Genomic DNA, 24,594 nt, shown 5'->3' with positions numbered 1-24,594 from the left:
CGCACGCCTTGCGTCTCGGGATCTGAGACGGCAGAATTCGGTCTATGGACAACTCTAGCGGAGTCGGCGTCCTGGACAAGGCCGCCGTCGTATTGAGCGCCCTGGAAGCGGGCCCGACCACCTTGGCCGGCCTGGTCACGGCCACGGGTTTGGCGCGCCCGACGGCCCACCGGCTGGCCGTGGCCCTTGAGCATCACCGTCTCGTATCCCGGGACATGCAGGGCCGCTTCATCCTCGGGCCGCGGTTACAGGAACTGGCCTCGGCGGCCGGCGAGGACCGGCTGCTGGCCGCCGCGGGGCCGGTGCTGGCCGCGCTGCGCGACCACACCGGCGAATCGGCACAGCTCTACCGCCGCCAGGGCGACCTGAGGGTCTGTGTGGCCGCCGCCGAGCGCATGTCAGGACTGCGCGACACCGTGCCGATCGGCTCGGCGCTGCCGATGACCGCCGGCTCCGCGGCGCAGATCCTGCTGGCGTGGGAGGAGCCGGACCGGCTGCACCGCGGTCTGCAGGGCGCCCGGTTCACCGCCACGACCCTGGCCGGCGTCCGCCGCCGCGGCTGGGCCCAGTCGGTCGCCGAACGCGAGCAGGGCGTGGCCTCGGTCTCGGCGCCGGTCCGCGGCCCCAACAACCGCGTCATCGCCGCGGTGTCGGTGTCCGGCCCGATCGAGCGGCTCACGCGCCAGCCCGGACGGCTGCACGCACAGTCGGTGGTGGAGGCCGCGGCGCGGCTGAGCGAAGCGGTGAAGCGCGGCTCGTAGCAAGCCGGCACGGAGAACAGACGGAACACAGACGGAGCGAATTCGGGATCGACGACACAACGGCGTGTCCGTCGCCCGGGTCGACGGCCCAGGCGAGGACGCACACCGCTTCGGTCAGTAGATCCGGCCCGCGAACCGCCGCTCGAACCCGTCCCCGGTGTCGGCGGTCACCGTGAAGTCATACCGGCCCGCCGCGGTCGCGGTCAGCGTCACAGCCTCCTTACCCCCGGCGGCGACCGTCACCTTCCGCGTGGGACCCAGGTTCGCGCCGAAGGCCGCGTTGGCGCCGACGGTGAACTCCACCGCCTTCGTTCCCTGATTCGTCAGAGTCGCGGTGAGCGTCTTGCCCCTGCCGCGCGTGACGGATGCCTCGGGGTGCGCGGCAGTCTTGTCAGCCCAGGTCTTCACGTTCCCCTTGAATCCGCGCAGGTAGCCGTCCGGGCCGTGCGCGTCGATGTCGTAGGGGCCGCCGCTGACGCTCAGGGCACTGAAGAAGTCCTGGACGCTCTCCCCCGCCGGGACGACGTACTGCCAGGCGCCGAAGTCGCGGTAGTTGACCGTGTAGATGGAGAAGCCGGCGCCGAGCCCGCCGGTGTTGTCCACCTTGATCCAGAAGGTGCCGTCCGAGGTGTCGGTCCACGACGTGGTGTCGAACGCGTAGCCGAGCGGCCGGGCCGGCCGGTCACCGCCTTCGGGCACCGGCATCGACGGCTCCAGCGGCGGGAACACCGGCGGCAGCGTCTTCTCCTGCTGCGCGAGGGCGGCCAGCAGCGCCTTGGTGTCCGGCAGGACCGGGAAGGCGGTGTTCTTGCCGGAGAAGTCGAAGGCGGACATCAGGTCGCCGCAGACGGTGCGCCGCCAGGCCGAGATGTTCGGCTCCCGCACGCCGGTCCAGTTCTCCAGGAAGCGCAGCACCGAGGTGTGGTCGAAGACCTCGGAGTTCACCTTGCCGCCGCGGCTCCACGGCGAGATGACGACCATCGGCACCCGCGGGCCCAGCCCGATCGGCGCGCCGTTGACGTACTCGTCCGCGGTGCCGGGCGGGGCGACCGGCGGCACCACGTGGTCGAAGAAGCCGTCGTTCTCGTCGTAGTTCAGGAACACGACGGTCTTGGCCCACACCTCCGGGTTGGCCGCCAGCGCCGACAGGACGTAGGACGCGGTGAAGTCGGCGCCCTGGGCCGGCGGGTAGTTCGGGTGCTCGGACTGCGCGGTCGGCGCCACGATCCAGCTGACCGCGGGCAGTTTCCCGGCCGCGACGTCCTGCGCGAAGTCGTCCGGCCCCAGCTTCTGCATGCCGTTGACCCACAGCGGCGAGGACTGCGGGGCGTTGGCGAACTGGTCGAACCAGGCCAGCGCGTTGTCGTCGAAGTTGTCCGGCTGCTGGTAGACCTTCCACGAGATCCCGGCCGCCTGCAGCCGCTCGGGGTAGGTGGTCCACTTGTAGCCCTTGCCGGTGTTGTCGATCGCCGGCCCGCCGTACTTGCCCGCGGCGTCGATGGTGCCGGACCACAGGAAGAGCCGGTTCGGGTCGGTGGAGGTCATCGCCGAGCAGAAGTACTGGTCGCAGATCGTGAAGGCGTCGGCGAGCGCGTACTGGAACGGGATGTCGTTCCGCGTGTAGTAGCCCATCGTGTACCAGGTCTTGGCCGGGACCCAGTTGTCGTACTGGCCGTTGGCCCACGCGCTGTGCGTCCCGCCCCAACTGTGGTCGAGGTCGTAGATCTGCTGCGCGTCGGAGGTCGCGGTGTCCAGGTGCCAGGGCATCAGGGTGCTGCCCCAGGTGCCGAAGAGCTTCTGCTCGAACACGTTCGAGCCGTTCGGCAGCCGTACCCGCGAGGTGTCGCCGAAGCCGCGCACCCCGGACAGCGTGCCGTAGTAGTGGTCGAAGCTCCGGTTCTCCTGCATGAACACCACGACGTGCTCGACCTGGTCCAGCGAACCGGGCCGGACCGAGGTGGCGGCGAGCGCCTGCTGCACGGTGTCCGGCAGCGCGCCGAGGCCGGCGGCGACGCCGACGCCTGCGGCCAGGCCGGAGCCGAGCAAAGCGCGGCGGGTCAACGGGGACATGGGGGACCTCCGGAGTCGGATGGCAGGTTACCGGCGGGTAGCGATCGTGCCAGAACGGCCTTCAACCCGGAAGCCCCATTGGATGAACGTGTATAGACAACCAGCCTTCTAGCGACGCCCCTGCTGCCGGGTCGCCGCCGCGACCGTCTGCTCCAGCAGCACCGCGATCGTCATCGGTCCGAGTGCCTCAGCAAAGGCCATCACCTGTACCACTCCTGGTGGTATTTTTAGTACCATGCCAAAGCTGGATGTGAGTGTGAAGCAGGACACCATAGACGCTTCGCGGGCCGCGGCCAGCGCCGCCGGGATGAACCTGTCCAATTGGACCGACAAGGTCCTCACCGAAGCGGCCTGGCGCCAGCGTTTCAGCCGCTCGGCAGAGCGGGAGCGCCAGCTGGGCATCACCCCCGAATGGCTTGCGGGGCACAAGGAAGACGTCGAGGAGCAGCGTGCGGCAGGGTGAGATCTGGGAGCGCGGCGATCGTCCGACCCTCGCACTCATCCTCTCCTCGAACCTTTACAACGAGGCCGGCCCGGGCCGCGTGATCGTGTGCCCGGTGGCCGCTGCCGGCCGAGGACTTCGCCACGGATGTTCCGCTCGCCACCCCGCTGACGGGCACCGTGTTGCCGGAGCTGGTCGAGTGGCTTCCGATCTCCGGCCTCACGCACCCGCGCGGCGCGGTGACGGCCCAGGACTGGCAACGGATCGATCAGATCGTCAGGGCGATCCTGGGCCACATCTGACGCGCCCCCCACACAGACAAGCCCTCTAGCGACGCCCCTGCTGCCGGGTCGCCGCCGCGACCGTCTGCTCCAGCAGCACCGCGATCGTCATCGGTCCGACGCCGCCGGGCACCGGCGTGATCAGGCCCGCCTTCGTCACCGCGCTGGCGAAGTCGACGTCGCCGATATTGCCGGGGTTGTAGCCGGCGTCGATGACGACCGCGCCGGGCTTGATGGCCTCGCCGGTGATGAACGCGGGCCGGCCCACGGCCGCGACCAGGATGTCCGCCTGGCGGGTGTAGGAGGCCAGATCGGCGGTGCGGGAGTGGCAGTAGGTCACCGTGGCGTCCCGGGCCAGGAGCATCATCCCGACCGGCTTGCCGAGGATCGGGCTGCGGCCGACCACCACGGCGTGCTTGCCGGCGAGTTCGACCCCGTATTCGTCGAGCAGGCGCAGGATGCCGCCGGGGGTGGCGGAGACGAAGCCGGGTTCGCCGAAGGCCATGGCGGCGAAGGAGTGCATCGTGACGCCGTCCACGTCCTTCTCCGGCGCGATGGCCTCGAAGGCGGCGCGCTCGTCGATGTGCGCGGGCACCGGGTGCTGGAGCAGGATGCCGTGCACGTCCGGGTCCTGCGACAGTTCGGTGAGCGCGGCGACCAGGGTCGCGGTGGTGATGTTCGCGGGCAGTTCCACGTGCCAGGAGCCGATCCCGGCCTTCGCACTGCGGTTCTGCTTCATGCGGACGTAGGTGACCGAGGCCGGGTCCGCGCCGACCAGCACGGTCGCCAGGCACGGGGTGACGCCGCCGGCGGTGAGCGCGGCCGCGTCGGCGGTGACCTTCTCGACGATGCGGGCGGCCACGGCGGTGCCGTCCAGAAGAGCGGCGTTGTGGGATTCGGTCATGAGCGCGCCTCCTGGGCGATCGTCACGGAATCGCCCAGGCGCACGGCAGAAGACAACGGTGTCAGGCCGCTCCCCGGTGGTGTCCCACCTCAGCGCCAGTCACGGCCTGACTGCACTCTAATTCAGCGACCCGCGCATTCGGCAACCCGCGCGGCGCCGAACTCACGCGTCCGGCGCGATCTTCGCCATCACGTTGATGATGCGGTCCATCGAGTCGCCGCCCTTGGGGTCGGTGAGGTTGGCGAGCATCTTCAGCGTGAAGCGCATCAGCATCGGGTGCGACAGGCCGCGCTGGGTGGCCAGCCGCATCACCTTCGGGTTGCCGATCAGGGACACGAACAGCCGGCCCAGCGTGTAGTAGCCGCCGTAGGTCTCCTTCAGCGCGCGCGGGTACGCCGACAGTGCCAGCTCCCGCTCCGGGCCGGCCGGCCGGATCAGCGCCTGCGCGATGACGTCCGCGGCCAGTTCGCCGGACTCCATGGCGTAGGCGATGCCCTCGCCGTTGAACGGGTTGACCATGCCGCCGGCGTCGCCGACGAGCAGCACGCCGCGGGTGTAGTGCGGCTGGCGGTTGAAGCCCATCGGCAGCGCGGCGCCGCGGATCGGCTCGGTGCGGTTCCCCTCGTTGAAGCCCCACTCTTCCGGGGTGTTCTTCAGCCAGGCGCGCAGCAGGTCCGGGTACTTCACGTTGCGGAACGACTTGGTGGTGTTCAGGATGCCCAGGCCCACGTTGGAAGTGCCGTCGCCCATGCCGAAGACCCAGCCGTAGCCGGGCAGCAGCCGCTGGCCGTCCCACAGCTCCAGCCAGGACTCCAGGTAGTCGTCGTTGGTGCGCGGCGACTTGTAGTAAGTGCGGTAAGCGACGCCCATCGGGCGGTCGTCACGCTTGTGCAGCCCCAGCGCGATCGAGAGCCGGGTGGAGTTGCCGTCGGCGGCGACCACCAGCGGGGCGCGGAACTCGGTGTCCCGCTTGGCGCCGTCGGCGTCGGTGATGCGCGCGGTCACCCCGATCACCCGGTTGCTGCGCGGGTCCACGACCGGACCGGTGACGTTGGTGTTCTCGTGCAGCCGGGCGCCGGTCTTCTCGGCCTGCCGGGCCAGGATCTGGTCGAAGTCGGCGCGCGGCCGCACCAGCCCGTAGTTCGGGTACGCGGCCAACTCCGGCCACGGCATCTCCAGCCGCATGCCGCCGCCGATGATCCGCAGCCCCTTGTTGTGCAGCCACCCGGCTTCCTCGGACGTGTCGACACCCATCCGCACGAGCGACTTCACCGCACGCGGGGTCAGGCCGTCGCCGCACACCTTCTCGCGCGGGAACTGGGACTTCTCCAGCAGCAGGACGTCCAGACCCGCGGAGGCCAGGTGGTGGGCCGTCGCCGAGCCCGAGGGCCCGGCACCGACCACGATGACGTCGGCGACGTTCTCCGAGGGCACGGCCTGGCTCGGAGCGGGGGAAGAGGTTTGGGCGGTCACCCGGCCGATTCTAAGGGCAGGCGGTGCGGGGGCTGCGGTCAGGCCGGGCGGACGGCGCGACGGCGCGCGCCCCGGCGCCGGCCGAACCGCCCGCGCCGGCCGAACCGCTCGCTCTGGCGGAGTACCCGCTACGGTGCCACCCCGCCCCGGCTCGGCGCCGGCTTGAGCCGCGCCGTGTTGTCCACCGCGGGATGCGCCTGACCGGCCGGGCCGGCGGCGAAGGCGAGCAGCATGTTCTGGGTCACCTGCTGGGCGAAGGTGTGGGCGGCGGCGTCCATCTTGTCGGTGCAGCCGCCGCTGACCAGCGCGCAGTTCCAGCGCATGGTGCCGGTCGCGAAGACGCCGGCGCCGGAGGGCACCGTGTAGTACGCCGAGTCGGAGTAGGAGGCCTTGCCCATGCAGGTGATCGGCGAATGCGTCAGCGCCTCGATCGGGTGCGGGGTCGTCGAGTCGGACACCACCCGGTCGTACTCGATGCCGATCAGACCCTTGAACGACTGCCCGGCCTTCGCCCCGGTCCCGGCCAGCAGCCATGAGGTCGGGTCGTAGACCACCATGTTCGCGTTCGCCGGATTGCACTCGTAGAAGACCCCGGTCAGCACGTTCTCCGGCCGGGGATCCGGCGGGTTGCGCCAGTCCTGGGTGGATTCAGCCGGATTGGTCACGTGCATCGGGTCCTCGGACGCGTCCTTGTAGTCCACCTGGATGCGGTCCTTGCCCAGCGGCGAGTCCTGGAAGCGGATGTGCCGGAAAATGGCGTTCGCGCCGAGGAAGGCGATGTTCGTCCCGGCGTCGCGCGCCTGGGTCAGGGTCTGGCGCATCTGCGTCGAGTAGTACTCGTCGTGGCCGAGCGAGATGATCGCCCGCGCGCCCTGGAACAGACCGGGGTCCTCGTGCAGATCGAGGTCGGTGGCGTAGGCGAGTTGCAGGTTGTGGGACGCGGCCAGCTTCTCGGCGAACACGATCGAGGACTGCTCGTAGGTCTGGAACCGGTCCGCGCCGGTGGTGTCGTAGGGCCGGTCGAAGGACACGATGCGTGCACGGTTGGCGTAGTCGTTTTTCGGGCCGCCGCTGTAGAGGTCGTAGCCGCCGTAGGAGTTGTAGGCCTGCCAGGTGGTGACCCCGTTGATCAGCACCACCTTGCCGGCCGTGGAGGTGGACTTGACGGTGATCGGCACGAACCGCGCGCCCTTCACCTTGCCCCCGACCGCGTCCAGCCGGATCAGGTAGGAGCCCTCCGGCCAGTTGTTCGTGGTGACCGTCAGGGACGGCTGCCACTTCGTGCTCACCGTGTTCACCTGCGACTCCACCGTGAACTTCGGCTGCGCCTTCCCCGGTGTCGGATCGGACTTCCACACCTGCCGGGCCTGTGTCCCGCCGTAGTAGCCGATCCGGTAGGCGGTGGCCGTGAAATTCGGCGCGGCGGTGTTCACATAGAGCTTGAAACTCTGCCCGGAGGTCACCGCTATCTGGTCGGCGTAACCCTCGATCCCGTGGTCGTCGCCGGAATCTATGCCCTTGTTCCACCCGGGCGCGCCGGGCTGGGCGTTCTCCGTCGCGACGTTGAGAGCCCCAGCGGGAGCCCCAGTAGGCCCACCGGGACTGGCCCCGGGAGAGCTGCCTTGAGTGGTACCCGGCGAACCGCCGTTGTCCGGGCCCGAATGCTTCGAGCCGCCCCCCGAGCACGCCGCCGCCGATGCCAGCAGCAGCACCGCCGCGGTGACGAGCGCCGTCGCCCGGCCTATTCGAGCCTTCACAGACTCAGTCTTCCTTAAATGCGCGGTGCAATGCGACGATTCCGCCAGTCAGGTTACGGTGCGCGACGCGCTGCCAGCCCGCCTCGCCGATGACCGCGGCCAGCTCGCGCTGGTCCGGCCAGGCCCGGATGGACTCGGCCAGATAGACGTAGGCGTCCGGGTTCGAACTCACCTTCGTGGCGACCGCGGGCAGCGCCTTCATCAGGTACTCGATGTAGACGGTGCGCAACGGCGCGAGCGTCGGGTGCGAGAACTCGCAGACCACCAGCCGGCCGCCGGGCTTGGTGACCCGCAGCAGTTCGCGCAGCGCGACGTCGGTGTCCTGGACGTTGCGCAGCCCGAAGGAGATGGTCACCGCGTCGAAGACGCCGTCCCGGAACGGCAGCCGGGTCGCGTCGCCGGCGGCGAACGTCAGGTGCGGCAGCCGGCGCTTGCCGACCTGGAGCATGCCGAGCGAGAAGTCACAGGAGACGGTCTCCGCCCCGGCCGCGTGGAACGGCTGGGTGCTGGTCCCGGTGCCGGCCGCGAGATCCAGCACCCGCTGTCCGGGCCTGGCGTCCACCGCCTGCCGCACCGCCCGCCGCCACAACCGGGTCTGGCCGAGCGCCAGCACGTCGTTGGTCAGGTCGTAGCGCTCGGCCACGCCGTCGAACATCGCGGCGACCTCGTGCGGCTGTTTGTCCAGGGAAGCTCGGCTCACGGGGCGATTCTCTCACCCGGGGCGGCCGGCGCCGGTACCGCCTCAGACGGAGCGGTGCACGATGGTGCCGCCGAGCACCGTGGCCACGCAGGTGCCGTGGTCGATGAGCCGCTTGTAGGGATCGCTGTCACCGTCTGTGCCGTCCTGCACCGAGAACACGGCGAAGTCCGCACGCACGCCGGGTTCCAGCCGCCCGACCCGGTCCGGCCCCTCGCTCAGGCCGAGCGCGACCGCGCCGCCGAGCGTCGCCGCCTCCACGATGCGCCGGTCCAGATCCTCGGCCGCGTACCCCTGTGCGCGGGCCACCGCGCGCAACGCCCGCGCCTCCTCCAGCAGGTCCAGCGACGGCGAGGAGGCGGCCGAGTCGGTACCGATGCCGACCGGCGAACCCTCGGCCAGATACGCGGCCACCGGCGGTTCCCCGGACTCCAGGATCCGGTTCGAGCGCACGCACAACGCCACCGCGGTCCCCCGCTCGCGCAGCAGCGCGCGGTCGGACTCGTTGGCGTGCACGCCGTGCGCGATGTGGCAGTCGGGGCCGAGCGCGCCGCGGGCGTCGGCCCACTCGACCGGCGTCATCCCGGTGCCCCGGTCGAGGATGTCGGAGAAGTCGAGGCCGAACTTCTTGGCGTTGTCGGCGAACGGGCCGGTGCCGGTCAGGACGTACTCGGATTCCTGCGTGGTCTCGGCGATGTGCGGGTGCAGGCGCTTGCCGCGCTCGTGCGCGACGGCGACGCAGTCCTCGTAGACACCGGTGCTGATGGTGAACGGCGTGTGCGGCGAGACCCCGCGGGCCGGACCGCCGGATCCGTCGACCGCCGCCACGAAGTCGGCACGCCGGCCGGCCGCCCACGAGGCGTCGTCGGCGAAGACGGCCTCGATGTAGGCCACGCCCCGGATCCCGCTGCGCGCGATCGCCGAGAGCACCACCGGCTCGGTCACGATGTCGGCGACGGCCGTGGTCCCGGTCGTCAGATACGCGTGCAGCCCGCGCCGCGTGGACTCCTGCCACATCGCGTCGGTGAACGTCGCCCGGCGCTCGACCATCTGGTGCAGCCACTCGGGGAACGGCAGACCGGAGGTCGCCAGGTCCGCGAAGTCGAAGTACTGCGTGTGGGCGTGGCTGTTGACCAGTCCCGGGGTGAGGATGCCCGGCCAGTCCCGAACACGCGCCTCCGGATGCGCGGCGAGGAGTTCGGCACGGGTTCCGACGGCGAGGACACGGCCGTCGTCGACGACGATCGCGCCGTCGGCGATCGGGGCGGCGGTCATCGGCAGGACGAGCGGGGCGGCGTGGAGGGTCAGCACGGTTCGAGGTTAAGGCAAGCAGTGGGGCCGGTGCGTGATCGCACGGGCCCCACAGGCCTTACCGTTTTCCGACGATCCGGGTCAGTCGCACTCGCGCCCGAGGTCCGGCAGCACCTTGGTGTGCTCGATCCGCACCGCCTGCAACGCCTGCGGGTTGAGGCCCAGCAGCCGCAGGATGGTCGGGGCGATCTGGGTCGTCTCGACCTGCCGGCCGTTCACGCCGCGGGCGCCGACCCCGGCGCCGGAGACCACGATCGGCACGTCGCGGTCGTCCTCGGCCGCGCCGCCGTGCTCAGCGATCTTGGCCTGGCCGCCGGTGAACACCACGCCGTGCTGCGCGATGCCGAAGATGTCCGGCACCCGGTTGTCACCGGGCTGCACGTGGAAGTACTGGCGCGCCTCGGCGCCGGCGTAGACGGTGGTCAGCCCGCCGTGCGTGAACGCCTTCGGGTTTCCCTTGATGTCGTTGCCGGTGCCGCTCTGGGCCAGCAGGTACTTCTTCGCGAAGTCGGCGGCGGCCTGACTGCGGTCGTTGAGCCACAGCAGCATGGCGTCGTCGTCGGTGGACAGCGCGACCAGGTTCCCGGCCCCGGGGTGGGCCTTCTTCCAGGCCGCGTTCAGGCCGTCGAGCAGCGGTCCGTCGGGGATGCGGGTCAGCGCGGCCGGGTTCTTCGGCGACTGGCCGTGCTTGGCCGACAAGATGATCGTGGTGTCGTTCGCCTGGCCGGTCTTCTTGATCTCGGCCACGAACCGGCCGACTTCGTTGTCGACGAAGTCCATCGTGCTGGACAGCAGCGGACCCGGGGTCTGGCCGTCGGCGAGGTAGCCGCCGGCCATGCCGTCGGAGGTGGGCAGCTTCTGCGCGGTGGAGACCGCCTGGAAGTTCAGGCCGAAGACGGCCGGGGTGCCGACCTCGGCCTTGCCGCTGTGGTCGAAGCCGTCGATCTCGTTCAGGACGCCCTGGACCTTGTAGTCGTCGTACTGCCGGGTCGCGGCGTTGTCCGTGGTCCAGTCCTGGCCGGGCGCCAGCGCCGGATCCTGACTGTTGATCTCCGGAGAGAACATGTCTTCAATGCCGGTGCCGGACGGACCGGACAGCAGCTGGTAGGCGGCGTGCTTGTCCGACCACGCGGTACCCAGACCGGCGTTGTGGACCACGTTGAAGACCGTGTTCACCTGGAGGTAGTTGTTCGGGTAGACCGGCTTGCAGGTCTTCGGGTCGACCGGCAGCTTCGCCGGGTTGATCAGGCTCTTGGCGTTGCCGGTCAGGTTCAGGATCGAGCCCGGCAGCCCGGTCAGGCCCTGGCCGGCGTCGATCGAGTTCTTGTTCCAGTCCAGGTCTTCGGTGTAGTCGACCTCGGCGCCCAGCGGCACGCTGCCGTCGCACTTGGTGGTGCCGGCCGGCAGCAGGCCGTGGTTGTAGGTGTCGTCGTAGTAGACCCCGGTGGTGCCCGGGTTGCCGCCGGTCAGCTGCGCGGTCATGCCGGGGAAGGAGTCCGACGGGACCGGGGTGGACGCGGCGGAGTAGTCGACGCCGCCCTTGACCAGCTTGGCCAGGGCCGAATCCGGGTGCTGCTGCACGTACCACGCCAGGTCGGACTGGTGCAGGCCGTCCACTGAGATGAGCAGTACGTGCTGCGCCGGAGCGTGCGGCTTGCCGTGCGAGGCGGCCTGGGACGGGGCGACGGCCAGCACGCCGCCGAGCAGGGCGGTGAGGCCGCCGGCGACGGCGAGCCGGGTGACGGTGCGGGACAAGGTTGGGACCCCCTTGTGACATGCGACAAGCCCGGGATGGCCGGTCGCCGCCCGTATCCTCCGAGGCCAAGATGGACTGCGCCCGCACCGGTAGTTGAACAACACTCCAACGACGGGCTATCGGATCATGGATGGTACGACAAAGAGGGGCGTCGTGGATGGCAGGAGTCTGATGCCAGGGATCTGATGACAGAAGGCTGTGCCCCCCCCAGGATCCGGTCACCAGGATCCGGTCGCGAGCAGGCGGCCGAGCAGGCTGTGCAGCACTTCGGCCTTCACCGCGAAGACCTCCCGGTCGCTCTGCCCGGCGCTGAACCGGCGCACCCGGGCCGCCGATCCCGCGCCGGCGACGGAGATCCCGGCCTCGACGACCGCGCCGCCCTCGGGCCGCTGGAAGCGCCGGATGCCGTACAGGTAGGTGCCGCCCCGGTCCTGGCGCGGGGTCAGGGCCATGTCCGTGAGGATGCCGACCGCGTGGCCTTCGGAGACCAGCCGGTAGCGGCTCATCCAGCCGAGCGGGCCCAGGGTCTCGACGTTCTTGTAGGAACCCGTCGGCAGCGCCACCGGCTCCTCGACCACGACGCCGCACACCGGCTGTTCCTTGTCGCCGATTGCGAAGAACCGCAGACCGCGCGTCTTCTTGCCCTCGACCTCGGTGACGACCAGATAGGCCGGTTTCCGTTGCGCCGCCTGCACTATCCCCAGTTCCGGCGACATGGTCCAGAGCGAGGCGGCCGGCTCTGCCGCGCCTTCCCCGGCTTCGCGCCGGATGAGCCCGCGCTCGCTCATACCGGCCAGGGACAGCTCCGTCGCCTTGTTCCGCCGGGCTTCCCCGAAACCGTCCCACGCGAGCCGCACCGGTCGTTCCAGCAACGCGTACGACGCCCCGCCCAGCACACACCGCTCCACCCCGGACAGCACGGCCAACTCCACGCTCTCCCCGGTCGCGGCCCGCTCGAAGAGCCGGACGGCCACCGCGCCGAGATCGCGCGGCGCCGTCCGCGAGCTGCCTGACATGTCCCGCCCCCGCGCAGGATCTCCCTGCTCAATAGTCTTGTACGCAAACTTGTGCGCAAACCAGTGCGCAAACCTGTGCGCCAGAAACAACGCGCGCCAATGTAGCGGGCGGGCGCGGAGGCATACAAGAATACTGAGACAATCGCAAATCAGTTCACCCGGCGGGTCAATTGACCTTGCGCTCCCGGCCCTCCCAATACGGCTCGCGCAGTTTGAACTTCTGCAACTTCCCGGTGGCGGTACGCGGCAGGGTCTCCCGGAACTCCACGCTCGTCGGCGCCTTGTAGCCGGCGATCAGGCCCTTGCAGTGCTTGATCACCTCCGCCTCGGTGGTGGCCCGCGAGGAGTGGTCCTCCTTGAGCACCACCAGCGCCTTGATGGTCTCGCCCCACTTGTCGTCCGGCACCCCGATCACCGCGCATTCGGCGACGCCCGGGTGCTTGTAGAGCGCGTCCTCGACCTCGATGGAGGACACGTTCTCGCCGCCGGTGATGATGACGTCCTTCTTGCGGTCGGAGATGGTCAGGTAGCCGTCGGCGCCGATGACGCCGCCGTCGCCGGTGTGGAACCAGTCCTCGGCCAGCGCCCGCTCCGACTCCTCGGGCTGCTCCCAGTAGCCCGCCAGGACCACGTTGGAGCGCACCAGGACCTCGCCCTCGGGGTCGGTGACCATCTGGGTGCCCAGCGAGGGCACGCCGGCCCGCATCAGGTTCTGCGCGCGTTCCAGGCTCGACAGGCCGTCCCACTCCTGCCGGGTGCGGTTCACCGTCACCAGCGGGGCGGTCTCGGTCAGGCCGTAGATCTGGTTGAACTGCCAGCCCAGCACGTCCTCGACCTGCTGGATGACGGTGCTCGGCGGCGGCGCGCCGGCCACCACGATCCGCACCCGGTCCCGGCCCGGGATCTCGCCCTCCCACTCCTTCGCCGCCGCCAGCACCATCGCGATGACGGTCGGGGCGCCGTTCAGCAGGGTGACGCCGTGCTCCTGGATCCGGCGCAGGATCTCGGTGCCGTCGACCTTCCGCAGCACGATCTGCTTCGCCCCGAGGCCGGTGACCACGTAGGGCATGCCCCAGCCGTTGGCGTGGAACATCGGCAGCGTGTGCAGGTAGACGTCGCGATCGCTGACGCCGAGGTGCAGCCCCATCAGGACCGCGTTCAGCCAGAGGTTGCGATGCGTGAGCTGCACGCCCTTGGGCCGCGCGGTGGTGCCGGAGGTGTAGTTGATGGTCGCGGTGTCGTTCTCGTCGATCGCGTGGCGCACCGGCTCATGGTCCCCGGTAAAGAACTCGGCGTCGGTCTCGGCACCGATGACGAACCGGTGCCGCGCCTTCACATCCTTGAGCGAGTCCGCCAACTCCGGATCGACCAGAAGCACCTCGGCCCCACTGTGCTCGACGATGTAGGCGACCTCATCGGTCCGCAGCCGGAAGTTCACCGGCACCAGGACCCGGCCGTACCCGCTGACCCCGAAGAACGAGGTGAGCAGCCGCGCGGAGTTGTGCGACACCACCGCCACCCGCGCCCCCGCGTCCACCCCGAGGCGGTCCAATGCAGCAGCCTGCGCACGGGCGCGCTTAGCGATGTCCTTGTAAGTGAGCGTGCCCCAGGACGGCGCGGGCTGGTCGGGTTCGTCGACGACGGCTGCGCGGTCGCCGTAGACGACTTCGGCGCGGTCTAGGAAGTCCGAGACGGTGAGGGGAACTTCCAACTTTTCACCTCCACTATAGGGCCACGTGGAGGCACGTGGTTACCAGCGGGTCACGAATGCGGGTCCGCCGCTCAGGCTACTGACTGCGATGTTGTATGGACACCCTCTGCTAAGCCGACTGGCTACAGTTCGGGCCATGGCTGAATACGTGCAAGTGACCACGGCGACCGAGACACGAGAGGAAGCCGTACGGCTCGGGAAGTCGGCTGTTGCCGCGAGGCTGGCGGCCGGTGCCCAGATCATCGGACCGGTTGGGTCCGTCTTCTGGCATCTCGGGGAGCTAGGAGAGGGTGAAGAGTGGCAACTTATCTTGAAGACGACGGCGGACAAGTTCGCCGCCCTTGAGGCGCATATCGTGGCCGAACACTCGTGGCAAAAGCCGGAAGTGGTGGCGATTCCGTTCACGGCCGTGTCAAAGCCATACGGCGAGTGGATCACAGCGACAGTCACGAAAGGCTGAAGCCGTAGGGGGCCAGCGTCGCAGCAACGTCCGTGATCCGCTGTCGGGGACGGACAGACGCCACGTCGGCAGACAGGGCTTGCGCCTCGCTTAGAACGGCGGCGGCTTGCTCAACCTCCCCGGCATCGCGGTACGCCTCCGCAAGCCACGTGAGGTACAGCGCCTTGTCCCGGCCCCACAGGTCCGGGTAAGCGCTGAGGACGTTCTCCAGTACGGGGATTGCCCGTCCCGGCTGTCGAAGCTGTGCCCAACAGCGCCCTGTCATGATCTGAAGCTCTGACGCGTCCACCCATGCTGCCCAATCCGGCGACGGCTGTCCCTCACGCGCCAACGCTTCATGCGCCGCGTCCAAGGCTCGTTCCGTCTCTCGGGGCTCCCCGGCAATGGCGTATGCCCAAGCCAGCCGCTCAAGCAAGAGGGCTCGCACCGCGCCCGGCACGGCCGGCCCGGCACGCGCGACCGAGGCGGCGGCTATCTCGACCGCATCCGTAGCTGAACCCTGCCGCTGATAGGCCAGGAACGCGAGGGCGTTCCCCGTGAGTGCGTCGTCTCGTGCTTCCGTGGCCGCTTCGCGGCTCAGCTCATAGAGCTTGCGGGCCCGTTCTTGCCACCCCGCGTCGAACGCGGATCTCCTGTTCGTAGGCAGCAATCAGGTCGGCCGTTGGTGCGCGCCTCCCAGCCTCGACGTTACTCAAGTGGCTAAGGCTGAAGTGGGTACGCGTGGCCATCGCGGACAGGCCAATACTGGCAGCCTCGCGGGCCGCCTTGAGCATCTCCCCAGTCACCACGCTTGACATGAAAACCAGTGAAAACCTCTGCCTACTTCTGCGCTGAGCTGCGCTCATCCGTCTTTGCATGTATGAGTGCTGATCGACGCGAGTATGGTCCGGTTGGGAACCTGGACGCCATAACGAAGGACACCCCGGCTACGGCCGCGCGCCGCCCGACGCCTCACACCACGTTGGCGCGGCTCTGGTCGATTCCGTCGCCGAGCGTTCCCGTGGGCTGCGTCCTGGTGGACGCCGACGCCGGGACCCCGACCCTCGGCCAGGCCAAGCGGCGCGACTACATCGCGTGGGACGGCCGTTGGTGCAGGATCGCCGAAGCGACCTCGCTCAACGACTGGGTAACCATCCGGATCGAGGGGCATCCCAAGCCGATTGAGGGCTGGGCGGACACCACAGCCAAACTTGCACGCGACTATAGCGAGCTGCTGGCCGCGCAAGTCGGCGGGTACGCCTGATGGCGGGCCGGGAGCGACCGCGGCAGGAGACATATGGACGGCTGTGTTTTCCATGGCGGGGGTCGCGGTCGGCGGGGCGGTGACCTATGCGACGCAGCGCACGACGCAACGTGCGGCGGAGCGCACTGACGAACGCCGGCGGGCCGCACAGCTGTCGGAGGATCGGCGCGCCGAGCAGATCAGGACTCTCACGGAGTTCATCCGGTGCGCGTTGGAGGCCGAATCCGCTGAAGACGGCCCTCCTCACCGCCGCGCGCGACAGCCTGGCCTGATAAGGCCGGCCGCGCCGCGCGGGCGGGTGAGCGATGGTCGCGCGCGCCTCAGCGCACGTCGACGAGCTTCAGTTCCGGATGCGCCGTCCCGCCCTCGATCGCCGTGGACGCGATGTGGCTCATCACGTGGTCGTCGACCGGGTCGTTCGCCGGGTCGTCGTGCACGGTGATCAGCTCGTAGGTGGTGCTGCGCTGGGCCGGGACCCGACCGGCGGCGCGGATCAGGTGGATCAGCTCCATGCGGTTCGAGCGGTGCTTGGCGCCGGCCGAGGAGACCACGTTCTCCTCCAGCATCACCGAGCCCAGGTCGTCGGCGCCGTAGTGCAGCGACAGCTGGCCGGCCTCCTTGCCGACGGTCAGCCAGGAGCCCTGGATGTGCGCGACGTTGTTCAGGTACAGGCGGGCGACGGCGATCAGGCGGAGGTACTCGAACATCGTGGCCTGGGTCTGGCCCTTCAGCTTGTTGTTCTCCGGCTGGTACGTGTAGGGGATGAACGCGCGGAAGCCGCCGGTGCGGTCCTGCACGTCGCGGATCATCCGCAGGTGCTCGATGCGCTCGGCGTTGGTCTCGCCGGTGCCCATGAGCATCGTGGACGTGCTCTCCAGCCCCAGGCCGTGCGCCGTCTCCATGATCTCCAGCCAGCGCTCGCCGGACTCCTTCAGCGGCGCGATGGCGTTGCGGGGGCGGGCCGGGAGCAGTTCGGCGCCGGCGCCGGCGAACGAGTCCAGACCGGACTCCTTCAGCCGGGTGATGGCCTCCTCGATGGTGACGCCGGAGACCTTCGCCATGTGCTGCACTTCGGAGGCGCCCAGGGAGTGGATGACCAACTGCGGGAACTCGGCCTTGATGGCGCGGAAGTTCTCCTCGTAGTACTCGACCCCGTAGTCCGGGTGGTGCCCGCCCTGGAACATGATCTGCGTGCCGCCCAGCGCGACGGTCTCCGCGCAGCGGCGCAGGATGTCCTCCAGCGGACGGCTCCAGACCTTGTCCGACTTCGGCGGGGCGTAGAAGGCGCAGAACTTGCACGCCGTGACGCAGGCGTTGGTGTAGTTGATGTTGCGCTCGATGATGTACGTGGCGATCTCGCCGTCCTCGCCGTACACCCCGGAGTAGCGCTTGCGGCGGGCGGCGTCCGCGGCGGTGCCCAGCGCGTGCAGGGGCGCGTGCCGGTACAGTTCCAGCGCTTCCTCGTACTCGATGCGCCCGCCGTCCGCGGACCGGTCCAAGGCGTCTTGGAGCTCCGCGGAGATCTGCTTGCTCATCGGGCGTGCCCTTCGTCCGGGGATCTTAAGTGCCTCTCCAGGGTACTTCGCCGGATCAGTGTGGGAACTGTCTGGGTATGCGGCGCTCGGCGAGGCCGTCGCGGAAGGCGCCGATGATCGTGGTGATCTGCCCGAAGGTCCGGGTGTCCGCCAACTCCGGCAGATAGAGGTGCCGGGCGGCGAGTCCTTCGACGGTCGCTGTGAAATACATCGCCATGAGTGGGTTCACAAAAAGCACACTGTTGTGTGTGCGTTCTGTGAAGTGGACATTCCCGGACACACCGAGCATCGCCGAGGCGATCTGGCCGTGCACGATCGAGGGCCGCATAGGGGTGTTCTCCTGCGCGTATGCGACCGCGTCGAGGTAGAGGGAGCCCTCGCGGGAGGCGCGCGGGATGGAGAACGCGCCGAGGTAGGCGCCGTCGGCGTCCAGATCGGCCAGGTTCTCCAGCACCTGCACGTGGTTCACCCCGTGGTGGGCGTCGATGCCGAAGCCGATGCTGACCACCAGCCGCACCGGCACCTCGGCCAGCCCGGCCACGGTCGCCAGGCTCAGCATGTCCTCCTCCGGCGTCCCGAGCCCGGTCTCGTCCCCGCGCATCAGGATGTCGGTCCCGCCGTCGACCAGCACGATCGCGTCGATGGCGTGGTGCGCGACCAGCGCCCGGTACGCCTCGGTCAGCGGCCGCACGCCGGTGCGCTGGAACGCGTAGACCGTCGAGGGCTCCCCCGCGATCTTCAGCCAGCGCGCCAGCGTCCGCTCCGGGAAGTACTCGGCGAACCCGCCGGTGGTCGGCGTGACAGTGGCGACGTCGGGGGCCAGCCACGCGTCCAGGCTGAAGCCGGAGGAGACGAAGGTCAGGTTGGCGAGGAACACCTCGGCCCCGCGCTCGCGCAGCGCGAGGGCCAGCGGCAGGCCGCCGAGGATGTCGAAGCCGCCGCCGGCCCCGGCGACCAGGATGCGCTGGGAGTCGGCGAGCGCGGCGAACAGCGGCAGGTCACGCAGGCTGCTGGTGGTCATGGGTGAGGACGATAGCGGCGGCGGGCTTACAGGGCGCGCCGGTTTCCGCGGCAGCCTGGCGGCCTATTGCGGCACTGGCTACAGCAGCCCTGGTTACAGCAAGTACTGGTTACGGCTTCAGCTACTTGTCGCCGGCGCGGAAGACCATGCAGCTCGACGTCGCGGTCCCGTAGAGCTTCCCGTTGGCGTCCACGATCCGCGCCTCGGCCAGCGCGGTCCGCCGGCCCATGTACGTCACGGTGCCGATGCACTGCACCTGACCGGTGTCCATGGTCATGCCGCGCAGGAACTTCACCGACAAGTCGAGCGAGGTGTAGAAGTCACCGGCCGGGAGCAGCGACTGCACGGCGCAGCCGCAGGCGGAGTCCAGCAGCGTGGCGTAGACCCCGCCGTGCACCGAACCGATCGGGTTGTAGTGGTGCTCGGCCGGAGTCAGGGTGAACACCACGCGCCCCTCCGCGACCTCACCGATGCCGTCGAACCCCAGCGTCGCCGTGATCGGCGGGACAGGCGCACGCCCCTCTGCGATGGCCCGCAGGTATTCGATGCCGGACATACCCGCGCCCTCGGCGAAGGAGGCCAGCGGATCGCTCCAGGTGTAGGTGCGGGTGCGCTCGGCGTCCGCGGCCGACACGGCGTCCCCGACGCCGTCAACGCCATCTATGGTCTCGGTCATGGCCGCTGTCCTCCCGGATCTGGGTGGCGCTCGATCAGTTAGCTACTACTAAGTAACAATGAGTTTAGCCCACCGCGGGCTCCCATGCGGTGAGCGGACATCCACTGTACAACTGTGTAGACAAGTTGCGAGAAATGTCGGATTCGGTACTCTGTAGCCATGAGTGACGCCTACCCGATGACCACGGCCCGCGCCAACTTCGGCAACCTGATTCGCCGCACAGCCAACGACCGCGAACGGATCGCCATCACCGACCACGGGCATACGGCGGCGATACTGATCAATCCAGTCGAGCTCGCAGAGATCGAAGAAGCACTGGAGTTCGCGCAGTACAAGCTGCGCCAGATCGACGGTACCGCTGAAACGGTCCCGCACGGCGATGTTCGCCGCATCCTGGGGCTGCCACCGCAATGAGCTACACGATCGACTGGGACATGGTCGCCCTCAACCGCGCAGCACAGTTCATGAACAGCGATGTCGCTGGGGTGGAGCAGGTAGTCAGCGCGTGTGACCTCCTCGCTGAGAATCCCCGCCCTACTGGCTCGTTCGCCTACGGCACACCCGATGTGCGTCGCATCCACATCGGCCGCTACAGAGTGCTCTACGAGATCAACGAAGCACAGCAGCGGATCACCATCGCGCGCCTCGGCCGCGTCGAATAACCCCCGCGGCCACCCCCTCGGCGCCGGCTCCCCTCCGGCGCCCCGGCATGCGCAGTGGCTCAGCCGGCGTCCGGCAGCAGCATGACCTCCGGCACCTGCGAGATGCCGATCTGCGGTCCGACCTGGCGCGCGAACTCGCGTACGCCCTCCAGCTGGCGCTCGCCCAGCGAGAAGTCCAGCGTGGTGAAGTAGTCCTCCAGCTCGGCGGCCGGGAACTGCTCCCAGCGCTCGACCTGGCGGGCCACCTTGTCGACGTGCTCCAGGGAGATGTCGCGGGAGCGCAGGAAGCCCTGGTGGACTTCGTGGACGATGTCCGGGCAGCGTTCCACGTACTCCTTGCGGGCCGCCCAGACCGCGAAGACCATCGGCAGGCCGGTCCAGTCCTTCCAGGCCTGGCCGAGGTCCAGGAGGTTGGCGTCGAGGCGCTGGGCGTCGTAGAGCCAGGCGCGCAGGGCGGGGTCGCCGATGATCACGCCGGCGTCGCCTTCGCGGAGCATCTGCTGCAGGTCGGGGGCGCAGGGGAAGTAGTGGGGCTGGACGCCGTACTTCTCGCGGAGGATGAGCTGGGCCAGCTGGACGGTGGTGCGGCTGGTCGAGCCCAGGGCCACGCGGGCCCCGTCCAACTGCTCGTAGGGGACCTTGCTGACCAGGTTGCAGCTGGTCACCGGGCCGTCGCTGCCGACCGCGACGTCCGGCAGGACCACCAGTTCGTCGGCGTTGCGCAGGTACTCGACCAGGCTGATCGGGCCGATGTCCAGGTCGCCGGCCACCAGCATGGTGGACAGCACGTCCGGGCTGTCCTTGATCAGCTCCATGTCGAGGATGGCGCCGGAGTTGACCAGGCCCCAGTAGATCGGCAGACAGTTGAGGAACTGGATGTGCCCGACGCGGGGTCGCCGCCGGCACTGGGTCATGTGCGCTTCGAGCCGCGCGTCGGAAATGTCGTCCACGGGGTTCAGGTTACGACCGCGTGATCGGACGTCCAGAGCCGGGGCAGTCGGGCGAAAGCGACGAGCCGGACATCCCCCGGGCGACCCGGGGGATGTCCGGCGCGTTCGGTCGGCGCCCGGCGCCGGACTCGATCGTCCGGCGTTGAGGATGGCGCCGGCGAGTCAGTCCTCGTCCTCCATGGCCGCGTTCGCCTCGAACCGGTCGGCCAGGCGGTCGGTGCGCCGGGTCACCTGCGCCGACATCGCGTCGCGCTGTCGGGACAGCAGGAAGAACGAGGCCACGCCGGAGATCAGCAGCGCGCCCATCGCCAGGTAGAGCACGCCGTTGCCGGTGACGATGTGCCCGGTCGCCGCGACCAGGCCCCACAGCACCGCCAGCGACACGATGAAGATCCCGATGCGCAGCGTGGCGTAGCGCATGGTCGCGTGCTTGGCCACGGCCACGGCCGCGCCGGCCGCCAGAGTCTCGGACTCGGTGGCGGTCGCCGCGTCGGCGGTGCCGGGGGCGTCCTGCACCTCGGGCTTGTCAGCCGTCTTGTTGTCGGCAGGCATCCGCCGACTCCTTCCATCGATATGAGAGACCAGCGACGGGGCGGGGTCTACAGGCTCAACGCCATGTGGATCTCGTCCCGGTAGTCGTCCGCGCTGACCCGCAGCAAGCGCGGGATGCGGCCGACCTCGGTGTATCCGCATTTGGTGTAGAAGTGTTCCAGCCCGAGCCCGCCGCGGCAGGTGAGGTGGAGCATTTCGACACCGTCGAGGGTACGCGCCACCTGCTCGGCCTCCCGCAGCAAGTCCTGCCCATAGCCCTTGCCCTGGTGTTTCGGGTGCACGACCACGGTCTTGAGGATCCGCACGTGGTCCATCAACGAGAACTGGTGGTCCTCGACGACCAGGAAAGCCGCGGGCTCGCCGGCCTCGGCGCCGACCAGCAACAGATCCTTGCCGACCGTGAAACCGCGGAACGCCCGGGCATCGACGGCCTCGCGGTCCACCGGGGCCACGAAGCCGATCGCGCCGCCGGCGTTGGTGGCGTCGGTCCAGATGTCGACGAGCGCCGCACGCAGCGCGTCGGGTATCTCGGGGTGGGTCTCAAACGTCAGGGCCATGACGATCATCGTCTCATTCAGCGCTCGACGGCCTGGGCCTCGCGCCGCGCCCGGCGCACCCCGACCGCGATGTTCAGCACCGTGGCCGCGACGACCACCAGCGCCGCCCCCGCCACCTCGGACGGGGCGACCGGCTGGGACCGGTTCAGCAGCAGCGCGCCGCCGGCCGCCGCGAACAGGCCGACGGCCAGTACGCGCAGCTCGGTGGCCCAGCTGAAGGGGCGGCGGGGGCGGTCGCGGAAGTTCACAAGATAGGACTATGCGGCACCGGTCGGCCGATTCCCAAATCAGTCCCACGCCACAGACGGCGCCCATCCGCCGCCGGATGTACGCCGTCTGTCACAACCGGATTCCGCTCAGTGAGCGGGCCCGCTCAGAACGTCATCAGCTGCGGCTCTTCGCGCCGCCCCGACTCCGGCCCCGGGTACTCCTTGATGACCTCGTACCGCGTGTTCCGCTCCATCGGCGTGAACCCGGCGTCGCGGATCAGCTCCAGCAGGTCCTCGCGGGTCATCTTGTTCGGGGTGCCGTAGTTGTCGGCGTCGTGGGTGATCTTGTACTCGACCACCGAGCCGTCCAGGTCGTCGGCGCCGTAATTGAGCGCCAGCTGCGCGGTGGACAGGCCGTGCATCACCCAGAAGCACTTCACGTGGTCGAAGTTGTCCAGCAGCAGCCGGGACACCGCGAAGGTCTTCAGGGCCTCGACGCCGGTGGCCATCGGCTGGGTCATCAGCCGGTTGCGGACCTTGCCGTCCTGGCTGTCGTGGAAGTCGTGCTGGAAGCGCAGCGGGATGAACACCGCGAAGCCGTTGGTCTCGTCCTGGAGCTCGCGCAGCCGCAGCACGTGGTCCACCCGGTGCCGGGGCTCCTCGATGTGGCCGTAGAGCATCGTGGCCGGCGTGCGCAGGCCCTTGGAGTGCGCCAGCCGGTGGATCCGGGACCAGTCCTCCCAGTGCGTGGCGTGGTCCACGATCTGCGAGCGGATCTCCCAGTCGAAGATCTCCGCGCCGCCGCCGGTCAGCGACTCCAGACCGGCCGCGATCAGCTCGTCGAGGATCTCATCGGCGCTGAGCCCGGAGATCTTCTCGAACCAGTGGATCTCGGTGGCGGTGAAGGCCTTGATCGAGACGCCGGGCAGGACCGCCTTCAGCTCGCTGATCGACTTCGGGTAGTAGCGCCACGGCAGCGTGGGGTGCAGGCCGTTGACGATGTGCAGCTCGGTGATGCCGTCCGGCTCCATGTCCTTGGCCAGCCGGACGGCCTCCTCGATGCGCATCGTGTAGGCGTCCTTCTCGCCGGGCTTGCGCTGGAAGGAGCAGTACGCGCAGGAGGCCGAACAGACGTTCGTCATGTTCAGGTGCCGGTTGACGTTGAAGAAGACCTTGTCACCGTTCTTGCGGGTCCGTACCTCATGGGCGAGCTCACCGAGCCAGGCCACCTCATCGGTGGCGTACAGGGCCACTCCGTCTTCGAACGACAGCCGCGAACCGGCGAGGACCTTGTCCTCGATCTCCCGCTTGAGCCCGGAGTCCATGGCCTCACCTTTTCCCGTGCGACGTCCACCTGATCAGACAGCAGAGTACGGCAGCGGTTCGTAACGGCCTCGTCCGGATTGGATGATCGCGTTGCATTCCGGCGGCCGGACAGCGGATAGTCGTCACCATGTCCGAATCACCCTCACGACGAGCCGCCGGCCGGCCCCCCGGGGACGGTCGGGGTGGCCGTGGCCGCCCCGACGGCTACGGCCGGCAACCCGCGCCTGGTCAAGGGCCGTGGGAACCGCAGCCACGGACGGCGCAGCGCCCACCCCGGGACGACCGCGCGCCCCGGGGTTACGACGACGGTGGGTACGGGCAGCAAGGACAGCAACCACGCTCCGGCGGTCGCGGCCGACCGGCCGGCTATGACGACGGCTACGCGCCGGCTCCCGCCCCGGCTCCGGCTCCGCCCCGAGGGCGGGGCAGCCGCGGCCGGGCACCGGCGGACGAGGCCGGCTACGAGCGCTACGACGGCGACCCCCGCGACGCCGACCGCGACGACGGCTATGGCGACGGCTACGACGACAACGACGGGTACGACGAGGCTCCGGGCCGGGGCGGGTCCCGCCGGGCCGGAGCGGCCCGCTCCGGCGGGTCGCGTTCCGGCGGCGGCTCCCGGCGGGCCGGGGCGCCGGTCGCGGCCGGGGCCGGCGGCGCCGCGCTCCCCCTGGGCCCGCGCCTCGGCATGGGCTTCGCCATCGGCGCGGTCCCGGCGCTGGTCATCGCCTTCCTGTGCGGCATGCTTTCCAGCGGCGGCTCCTCGCGGTCGATCGCCGGGGTCACGCTGAACTCGCAGCTGCTCTCGCTGTCCGCGCTGGCCATCCCGGCGATGATCCTGATCATCGGCGGGCTGCTGCGCTGGCGGCAGCTCAACCCGCTCGGGCTGACCTGGGGCTTCGCCGTGGTCTCCGGGCTGAGCTGGCTGGCGCTGCTGTTCGCCGCGCAGGTCAAGAACGTGATCCCGCACCTGACCCCGCTGGTGACGGTGCCGCTGGTGACCGGCGCGGCGGTGGCCGCCGCGGCCTACCTGACCGACGAGAACACCACCCCGACCGGCCGGTACGCCTGCCTGGCCGCGGTGATCGCCTCGCACATCGGGATCGTGGCCATCGTGGTGACGATCGTGCTGGCCTGACCGGCGACCGACTCGGCAGAACCGACCCGGGCCGAACCCGCCGCCGACCGCGCGGCGCCGACCGAACAGCCGAAAGGGCCGCACCG

General features: G+C 69.5%; 27 protein-coding genes and 1 riboswitch. Of the genes, 8 read left to right on the top strand and 19 right to left on the bottom strand.

The genetic code is table 11. The features are described 5' to 3' along the window. Nucleotides 1–44 precede the first annotated feature (44 nt). Complete coding sequence (locus KGQ19_RS09025) at nt 45–761, top strand: IclR family transcriptional regulator (protein WP_194909796.1); 717 nt, start codon at nt 45–47, stop codon at nt 759–761. Nucleotides 762–875: 114 nt separating this feature from the next. Here the strand turns inward: KGQ19_RS09025 and KGQ19_RS09020 are convergent, their stop codons facing one another. Further along, a complete protein-coding gene (locus tag KGQ19_RS09020; protein ID WP_212008614.1) occupies nt 876–2,831 on the bottom strand; it encodes a phosphocholine-specific phospholipase C in 1,956 nt (651 codons plus the stop codon). Nucleotides 2,832–3,066: 235 nt separating this feature from the next. Between KGQ19_RS09020 and KGQ19_RS09015 the strand changes: the two genes are divergently transcribed. Both KGQ19_RS09015 and KGQ19_RS53635 read left to right on the top strand, forming a co-directional pair. Then, complete coding sequence (locus KGQ19_RS09015; RefSeq protein ID WP_212008613.1) at nt 3,067–3,294, top strand: hypothetical protein; 228 nt, start codon at nt 3,067–3,069, stop codon at nt 3,292–3,294. Between the two features lie 101 nt (nt 3,295–3,395). Beyond that, nucleotides 3,396–3,575, top strand: a complete 180-nt coding sequence (locus KGQ19_RS53635; protein WP_498038947.1) for a hypothetical protein — start codon at nt 3,396–3,398, stop codon at nt 3,573–3,575. 25 nt (nt 3,576–3,600) lie between these two features. Here KGQ19_RS53635 and KGQ19_RS09010 read toward each other — a convergent pair whose 3' ends face one another. From KGQ19_RS09010 to KGQ19_RS08975, 8 genes are all read right to left on the bottom strand, one after another. After that, the gene (locus KGQ19_RS09010; protein WP_212008612.1) at nt 3,601–4,458 is read right to left on the bottom strand and encodes a bifunctional 5,10-methylenetetrahydrofolate dehydrogenase/5,10-methenyltetrahydrofolate cyclohydrolase; all 858 of its coding nucleotides are present in this window, start codon (nt 4,456–4,458) and stop codon (nt 3,601–3,603) included. A gap of 25 nt (nt 4,459–4,483) precedes the next feature. After that, nucleotides 4,484–4,571: riboswitch (ZMP/ZTP riboswitch) on the bottom strand. Between the two features lie 49 nt (nt 4,572–4,620). Continuing rightward, nucleotides 4,621–5,931: a geranylgeranyl reductase family protein gene (locus tag KGQ19_RS09005; protein WP_307856373.1), complete on the bottom strand. Its 1,311-nt coding sequence runs from the start codon at nt 5,929–5,931 to the stop codon at nt 4,621–4,623. Nucleotides 5,932–6,059: 128 nt separating this feature from the next. Beyond that, on the bottom strand, nt 6,060–7,688 hold the full coding sequence (locus KGQ19_RS09000; protein ID WP_307856372.1) for a N,N-dimethylformamidase beta subunit family domain-containing protein: 1,629 nt from the start codon (nt 7,686–7,688) through the stop codon (nt 6,060–6,062). A gap of 4 nt (nt 7,689–7,692) precedes the next feature. Further along, a complete protein-coding gene (locus KGQ19_RS08995; protein ID WP_212008611.1) occupies nt 7,693–8,388 on the bottom strand; it encodes a demethylmenaquinone methyltransferase in 696 nt (231 codons plus the stop codon). A gap of 42 nt (nt 8,389–8,430) precedes the next feature. Beyond that, a complete protein-coding gene (locus tag KGQ19_RS08990) occupies nt 8,431–9,696 on the bottom strand; it encodes an amidohydrolase family protein (RefSeq protein ID WP_212008610.1) in 1,266 nt (421 codons plus the stop codon). 81 nt (nt 9,697–9,777) lie between these two features. After that, nucleotides 9,778–11,451 carry an alkaline phosphatase family protein gene (locus KGQ19_RS08985; protein ID WP_212008609.1) on the bottom strand — a complete coding sequence of 558 codons (1,674 nt, stop codon included), beginning with the start codon at nt 11,449–11,451 and terminating at the stop codon, nt 9,778–9,780. A gap of 219 nt (nt 11,452–11,670) precedes the next feature. After that, nucleotides 11,671–12,468 carry a hypothetical protein gene (locus KGQ19_RS08980; RefSeq protein WP_212008608.1) on the bottom strand — a complete coding sequence of 266 codons (798 nt, stop codon included), beginning with the start codon at nt 12,466–12,468 and terminating at the stop codon, nt 11,671–11,673. 166 nt (nt 12,469–12,634) lie between these two features. Next, the gene (locus tag KGQ19_RS08975; RefSeq protein ID WP_212008607.1) at nt 12,635–14,179 is read right to left on the bottom strand and encodes an AMP-binding protein; all 1,545 of its coding nucleotides are present in this window, start codon (nt 14,177–14,179) and stop codon (nt 12,635–12,637) included. A gap of 136 nt (nt 14,180–14,315) precedes the next feature. Here KGQ19_RS08975 and cutA point away from each other — a divergent pair, with 136 nt between their 5' ends. After that, nucleotides 14,316–14,639, top strand: coding sequence for a divalent-cation tolerance protein CutA (gene cutA / locus KGQ19_RS08970; RefSeq protein ID WP_212008606.1), 324 nt, complete (start codon nt 14,316–14,318; stop codon nt 14,637–14,639). Here the strand turns inward: cutA and KGQ19_RS49440 are convergent. Beyond that, nucleotides 14,626–15,288: an NsdA family TPR-like regulatory protein gene (locus KGQ19_RS49440; protein WP_230418376.1), complete on the bottom strand. Its 663-nt coding sequence runs from the start codon at nt 15,286–15,288 to the stop codon at nt 14,626–14,628. The two genes, cutA and KGQ19_RS49440, sit on opposite strands and share 14 nt — an antisense overlap. Next, a complete protein-coding gene (locus tag KGQ19_RS52675) occupies nt 15,221–15,367 on the bottom strand; it encodes a hypothetical protein (RefSeq protein ID WP_368862074.1) in 147 nt (48 codons plus the stop codon). The genes KGQ19_RS49440 and KGQ19_RS52675 overlap by 68 nt, the downstream gene beginning before the upstream one ends. A gap of 131 nt (nt 15,368–15,498) precedes the next feature. Between KGQ19_RS52675 and KGQ19_RS08955 the strand changes: the two genes are divergently transcribed. Then, on the top strand, nt 15,499–15,882 hold the full coding sequence (locus KGQ19_RS08955) for a hypothetical protein (RefSeq protein ID WP_212008603.1): 384 nt from the start codon (nt 15,499–15,501) through the stop codon (nt 15,880–15,882). Between the two features lie 320 nt (nt 15,883–16,202). Here the strand turns inward: KGQ19_RS08955 and mqnC are convergent, their stop codons facing one another. From mqnC to KGQ19_RS08940, 3 genes are all read right to left on the bottom strand, one after another. Beyond that, nucleotides 16,203–17,417 carry a cyclic dehypoxanthinyl futalosine synthase gene (mqnC, locus tag KGQ19_RS08950; RefSeq protein WP_212008602.1) on the bottom strand — a complete coding sequence of 405 codons (1,215 nt, stop codon included), beginning with the start codon at nt 17,415–17,417 and terminating at the stop codon, nt 16,203–16,205. A gap of 55 nt (nt 17,418–17,472) precedes the next feature. Further along, the gene (locus tag KGQ19_RS08945) at nt 17,473–18,438 is read right to left on the bottom strand and encodes a DUF1152 domain-containing protein (RefSeq protein ID WP_212008601.1); all 966 of its coding nucleotides are present in this window, start codon (nt 18,436–18,438) and stop codon (nt 17,473–17,475) included. Between the two features lie 121 nt (nt 18,439–18,559). Further along, the gene (locus tag KGQ19_RS08940; RefSeq protein WP_212008600.1) at nt 18,560–19,114 is read right to left on the bottom strand and encodes a PaaI family thioesterase; all 555 of its coding nucleotides are present in this window, start codon (nt 19,112–19,114) and stop codon (nt 18,560–18,562) included. Between the two features lie 159 nt (nt 19,115–19,273). Here KGQ19_RS08940 and KGQ19_RS08935 point away from each other — a divergent pair, with 159 nt between their 5' ends. Together KGQ19_RS08935 and KGQ19_RS08930 are read left to right on the top strand one after the other, a co-directional pair. Next, nucleotides 19,274–19,528: a type II toxin-antitoxin system Phd/YefM family antitoxin gene (locus KGQ19_RS08935; RefSeq protein WP_212008599.1), complete on the top strand. Its 255-nt coding sequence runs from the start codon at nt 19,274–19,276 to the stop codon at nt 19,526–19,528. Beyond that, nucleotides 19,525–19,776, top strand: coding sequence for a type II toxin-antitoxin system RelE family toxin (locus tag KGQ19_RS08930; protein ID WP_212008598.1), 252 nt, complete (start codon nt 19,525–19,527; stop codon nt 19,774–19,776). Before KGQ19_RS08935 ends, KGQ19_RS08930 begins: the two co-directional genes overlap by 4 nt. A 59-nt stretch (nt 19,777–19,835) precedes the next feature. On the opposite strand, the gene KGQ19_RS08925 is transcribed toward KGQ19_RS08930, so the two are convergent. From KGQ19_RS08925 to mqnE, 5 genes are all read right to left on the bottom strand, one after another. Further along, nucleotides 19,836–20,690 carry a menaquinone biosynthetic enzyme MqnA/MqnD family protein gene (locus KGQ19_RS08925; protein ID WP_230418388.1) on the bottom strand — a complete coding sequence of 285 codons (855 nt, stop codon included), beginning with the start codon at nt 20,688–20,690 and terminating at the stop codon, nt 19,836–19,838. A 198-nt stretch (nt 20,691–20,888) separates the two neighbouring features. Continuing rightward, nucleotides 20,889–21,278, bottom strand: coding sequence for a DUF4229 domain-containing protein (locus tag KGQ19_RS08920; protein WP_212008596.1), 390 nt, complete (start codon nt 21,276–21,278; stop codon nt 20,889–20,891). 47 nt (nt 21,279–21,325) lie between these two features. Further along, nucleotides 21,326–21,835, bottom strand: coding sequence for a GNAT family N-acetyltransferase (locus tag KGQ19_RS08915; protein WP_212008595.1), 510 nt, complete (start codon nt 21,833–21,835; stop codon nt 21,326–21,328). A 17-nt stretch (nt 21,836–21,852) separates the two neighbouring features. Further along, the gene (locus KGQ19_RS08910) at nt 21,853–22,083 is read right to left on the bottom strand and encodes a hypothetical protein (RefSeq protein ID WP_212008594.1); all 231 of its coding nucleotides are present in this window, start codon (nt 22,081–22,083) and stop codon (nt 21,853–21,855) included. 125 nt (nt 22,084–22,208) lie between these two features. Next, nucleotides 22,209–23,369 carry an aminofutalosine synthase MqnE gene (gene mqnE, locus KGQ19_RS08905; RefSeq protein ID WP_212008593.1) on the bottom strand — a complete coding sequence of 387 codons (1,161 nt, stop codon included), beginning with the start codon at nt 23,367–23,369 and terminating at the stop codon, nt 22,209–22,211. A gap of 128 nt (nt 23,370–23,497) precedes the next feature. Between mqnE and KGQ19_RS08900 the strand changes: the two genes are divergently transcribed. Beyond that, nucleotides 23,498–24,508, top strand: a complete 1,011-nt coding sequence (locus tag KGQ19_RS08900; protein ID WP_212008592.1) for a hypothetical protein — start codon at nt 23,498–23,500, stop codon at nt 24,506–24,508. Nucleotides 24,509–24,594: the final 86 nt, after the last annotated feature.

This window comes from Catenulispora pinistramenti, from assembly GCF_018274385.1.
Taxonomy (GTDB): domain Bacteria; phylum Actinomycetota; class Actinomycetes; order Streptomycetales; family Catenulisporaceae; genus Catenulispora; species Catenulispora pinistramenti.
The sequence above is the reverse complement of the archived record's forward strand: the minus strand, read 5'-3'. Positions and strand labels throughout refer to the sequence as shown.

Excerpts from the sequence above, each read along its gene's own strand:
- KGQ19_RS08945 (WP_212008601.1), bottom strand. The coding sequence starts at position 18,438 with ATGACCACCAGCAGCCTGCGTGACCTGCCGCTGTTCGCCGCGCTCGCC.
- KGQ19_RS08900 (WP_212008592.1), top strand. The coding sequence starts at position 23,498 with ATGTCCGAATCACCCTCACGACGAGCCGCCGGCCGGCCCCCCGGGGAC.
- KGQ19_RS08980 (WP_212008608.1), bottom strand. The coding sequence starts at position 12,468 with ATGTCAGGCAGCTCGCGGACGGCGCCGCGCGATCTCGGCGCGGTGGCC.
- KGQ19_RS08915 (WP_212008595.1), bottom strand. The coding sequence starts at position 21,835 with ATGGCCCTGACGTTTGAGACCCACCCCGAGATACCCGACGCGCTGCGT.
- KGQ19_RS09015 (WP_212008613.1), top strand. The coding sequence starts at position 3,067 with ATGCCAAAGCTGGATGTGAGTGTGAAGCAGGACACCATAGACGCTTCG.
- KGQ19_RS09020 (WP_212008614.1), bottom strand. The coding sequence starts at position 2,831 with ATGTCCCCGTTGACCCGCCGCGCTTTGCTCGGCTCCGGCCTGGCCGCA.
- KGQ19_RS09025 (WP_194909796.1), top strand. The coding sequence starts at position 45 with ATGGACAACTCTAGCGGAGTCGGCGTCCTGGACAAGGCCGCCGTCGTA.
- KGQ19_RS08930 (WP_212008598.1), top strand. The coding sequence starts at position 19,525 with ATGAGCTACACGATCGACTGGGACATGGTCGCCCTCAACCGCGCAGCA.
- mqnC (WP_212008602.1), bottom strand. The coding sequence starts at position 17,417 with ATGAGCAAGCAGATCTCCGCGGAGCTCCAAGACGCCTTGGACCGGTCC.
- KGQ19_RS09010 (WP_212008612.1), bottom strand. The coding sequence starts at position 4,458 with ATGACCGAATCCCACAACGCCGCTCTTCTGGACGGCACCGCCGTGGCC.
- cutA (WP_212008606.1), top strand. The coding sequence starts at position 14,316 with ATGGCTGAATACGTGCAAGTGACCACGGCGACCGAGACACGAGAGGAA.
- mqnE (WP_212008593.1), bottom strand. The coding sequence starts at position 23,369 with ATGGACTCCGGGCTCAAGCGGGAGATCGAGGACAAGGTCCTCGCCGGT.
- KGQ19_RS08920 (WP_212008596.1), bottom strand. The coding sequence starts at position 21,278 with ATGCCTGCCGACAACAAGACGGCTGACAAGCCCGAGGTGCAGGACGCC.
- KGQ19_RS52675 (WP_368862074.1), bottom strand. The coding sequence starts at position 15,367 with ATGGCCACGCGTACCCACTTCAGCCTTAGCCACTTGAGTAACGTCGAG.
- KGQ19_RS08955 (WP_212008603.1), top strand. The coding sequence starts at position 15,499 with ATGAGTGCTGATCGACGCGAGTATGGTCCGGTTGGGAACCTGGACGCC.
- KGQ19_RS08935 (WP_212008599.1), top strand. The coding sequence starts at position 19,274 with ATGAGTGACGCCTACCCGATGACCACGGCCCGCGCCAACTTCGGCAAC.
- KGQ19_RS08925 (WP_230418388.1), bottom strand. The coding sequence starts at position 20,690 with ATGACCCAGTGCCGGCGGCGACCCCGCGTCGGGCACATCCAGTTCCTC.
- KGQ19_RS08940 (WP_212008600.1), bottom strand. The coding sequence starts at position 19,114 with ATGACCGAGACCATAGATGGCGTTGACGGCGTCGGGGACGCCGTGTCG.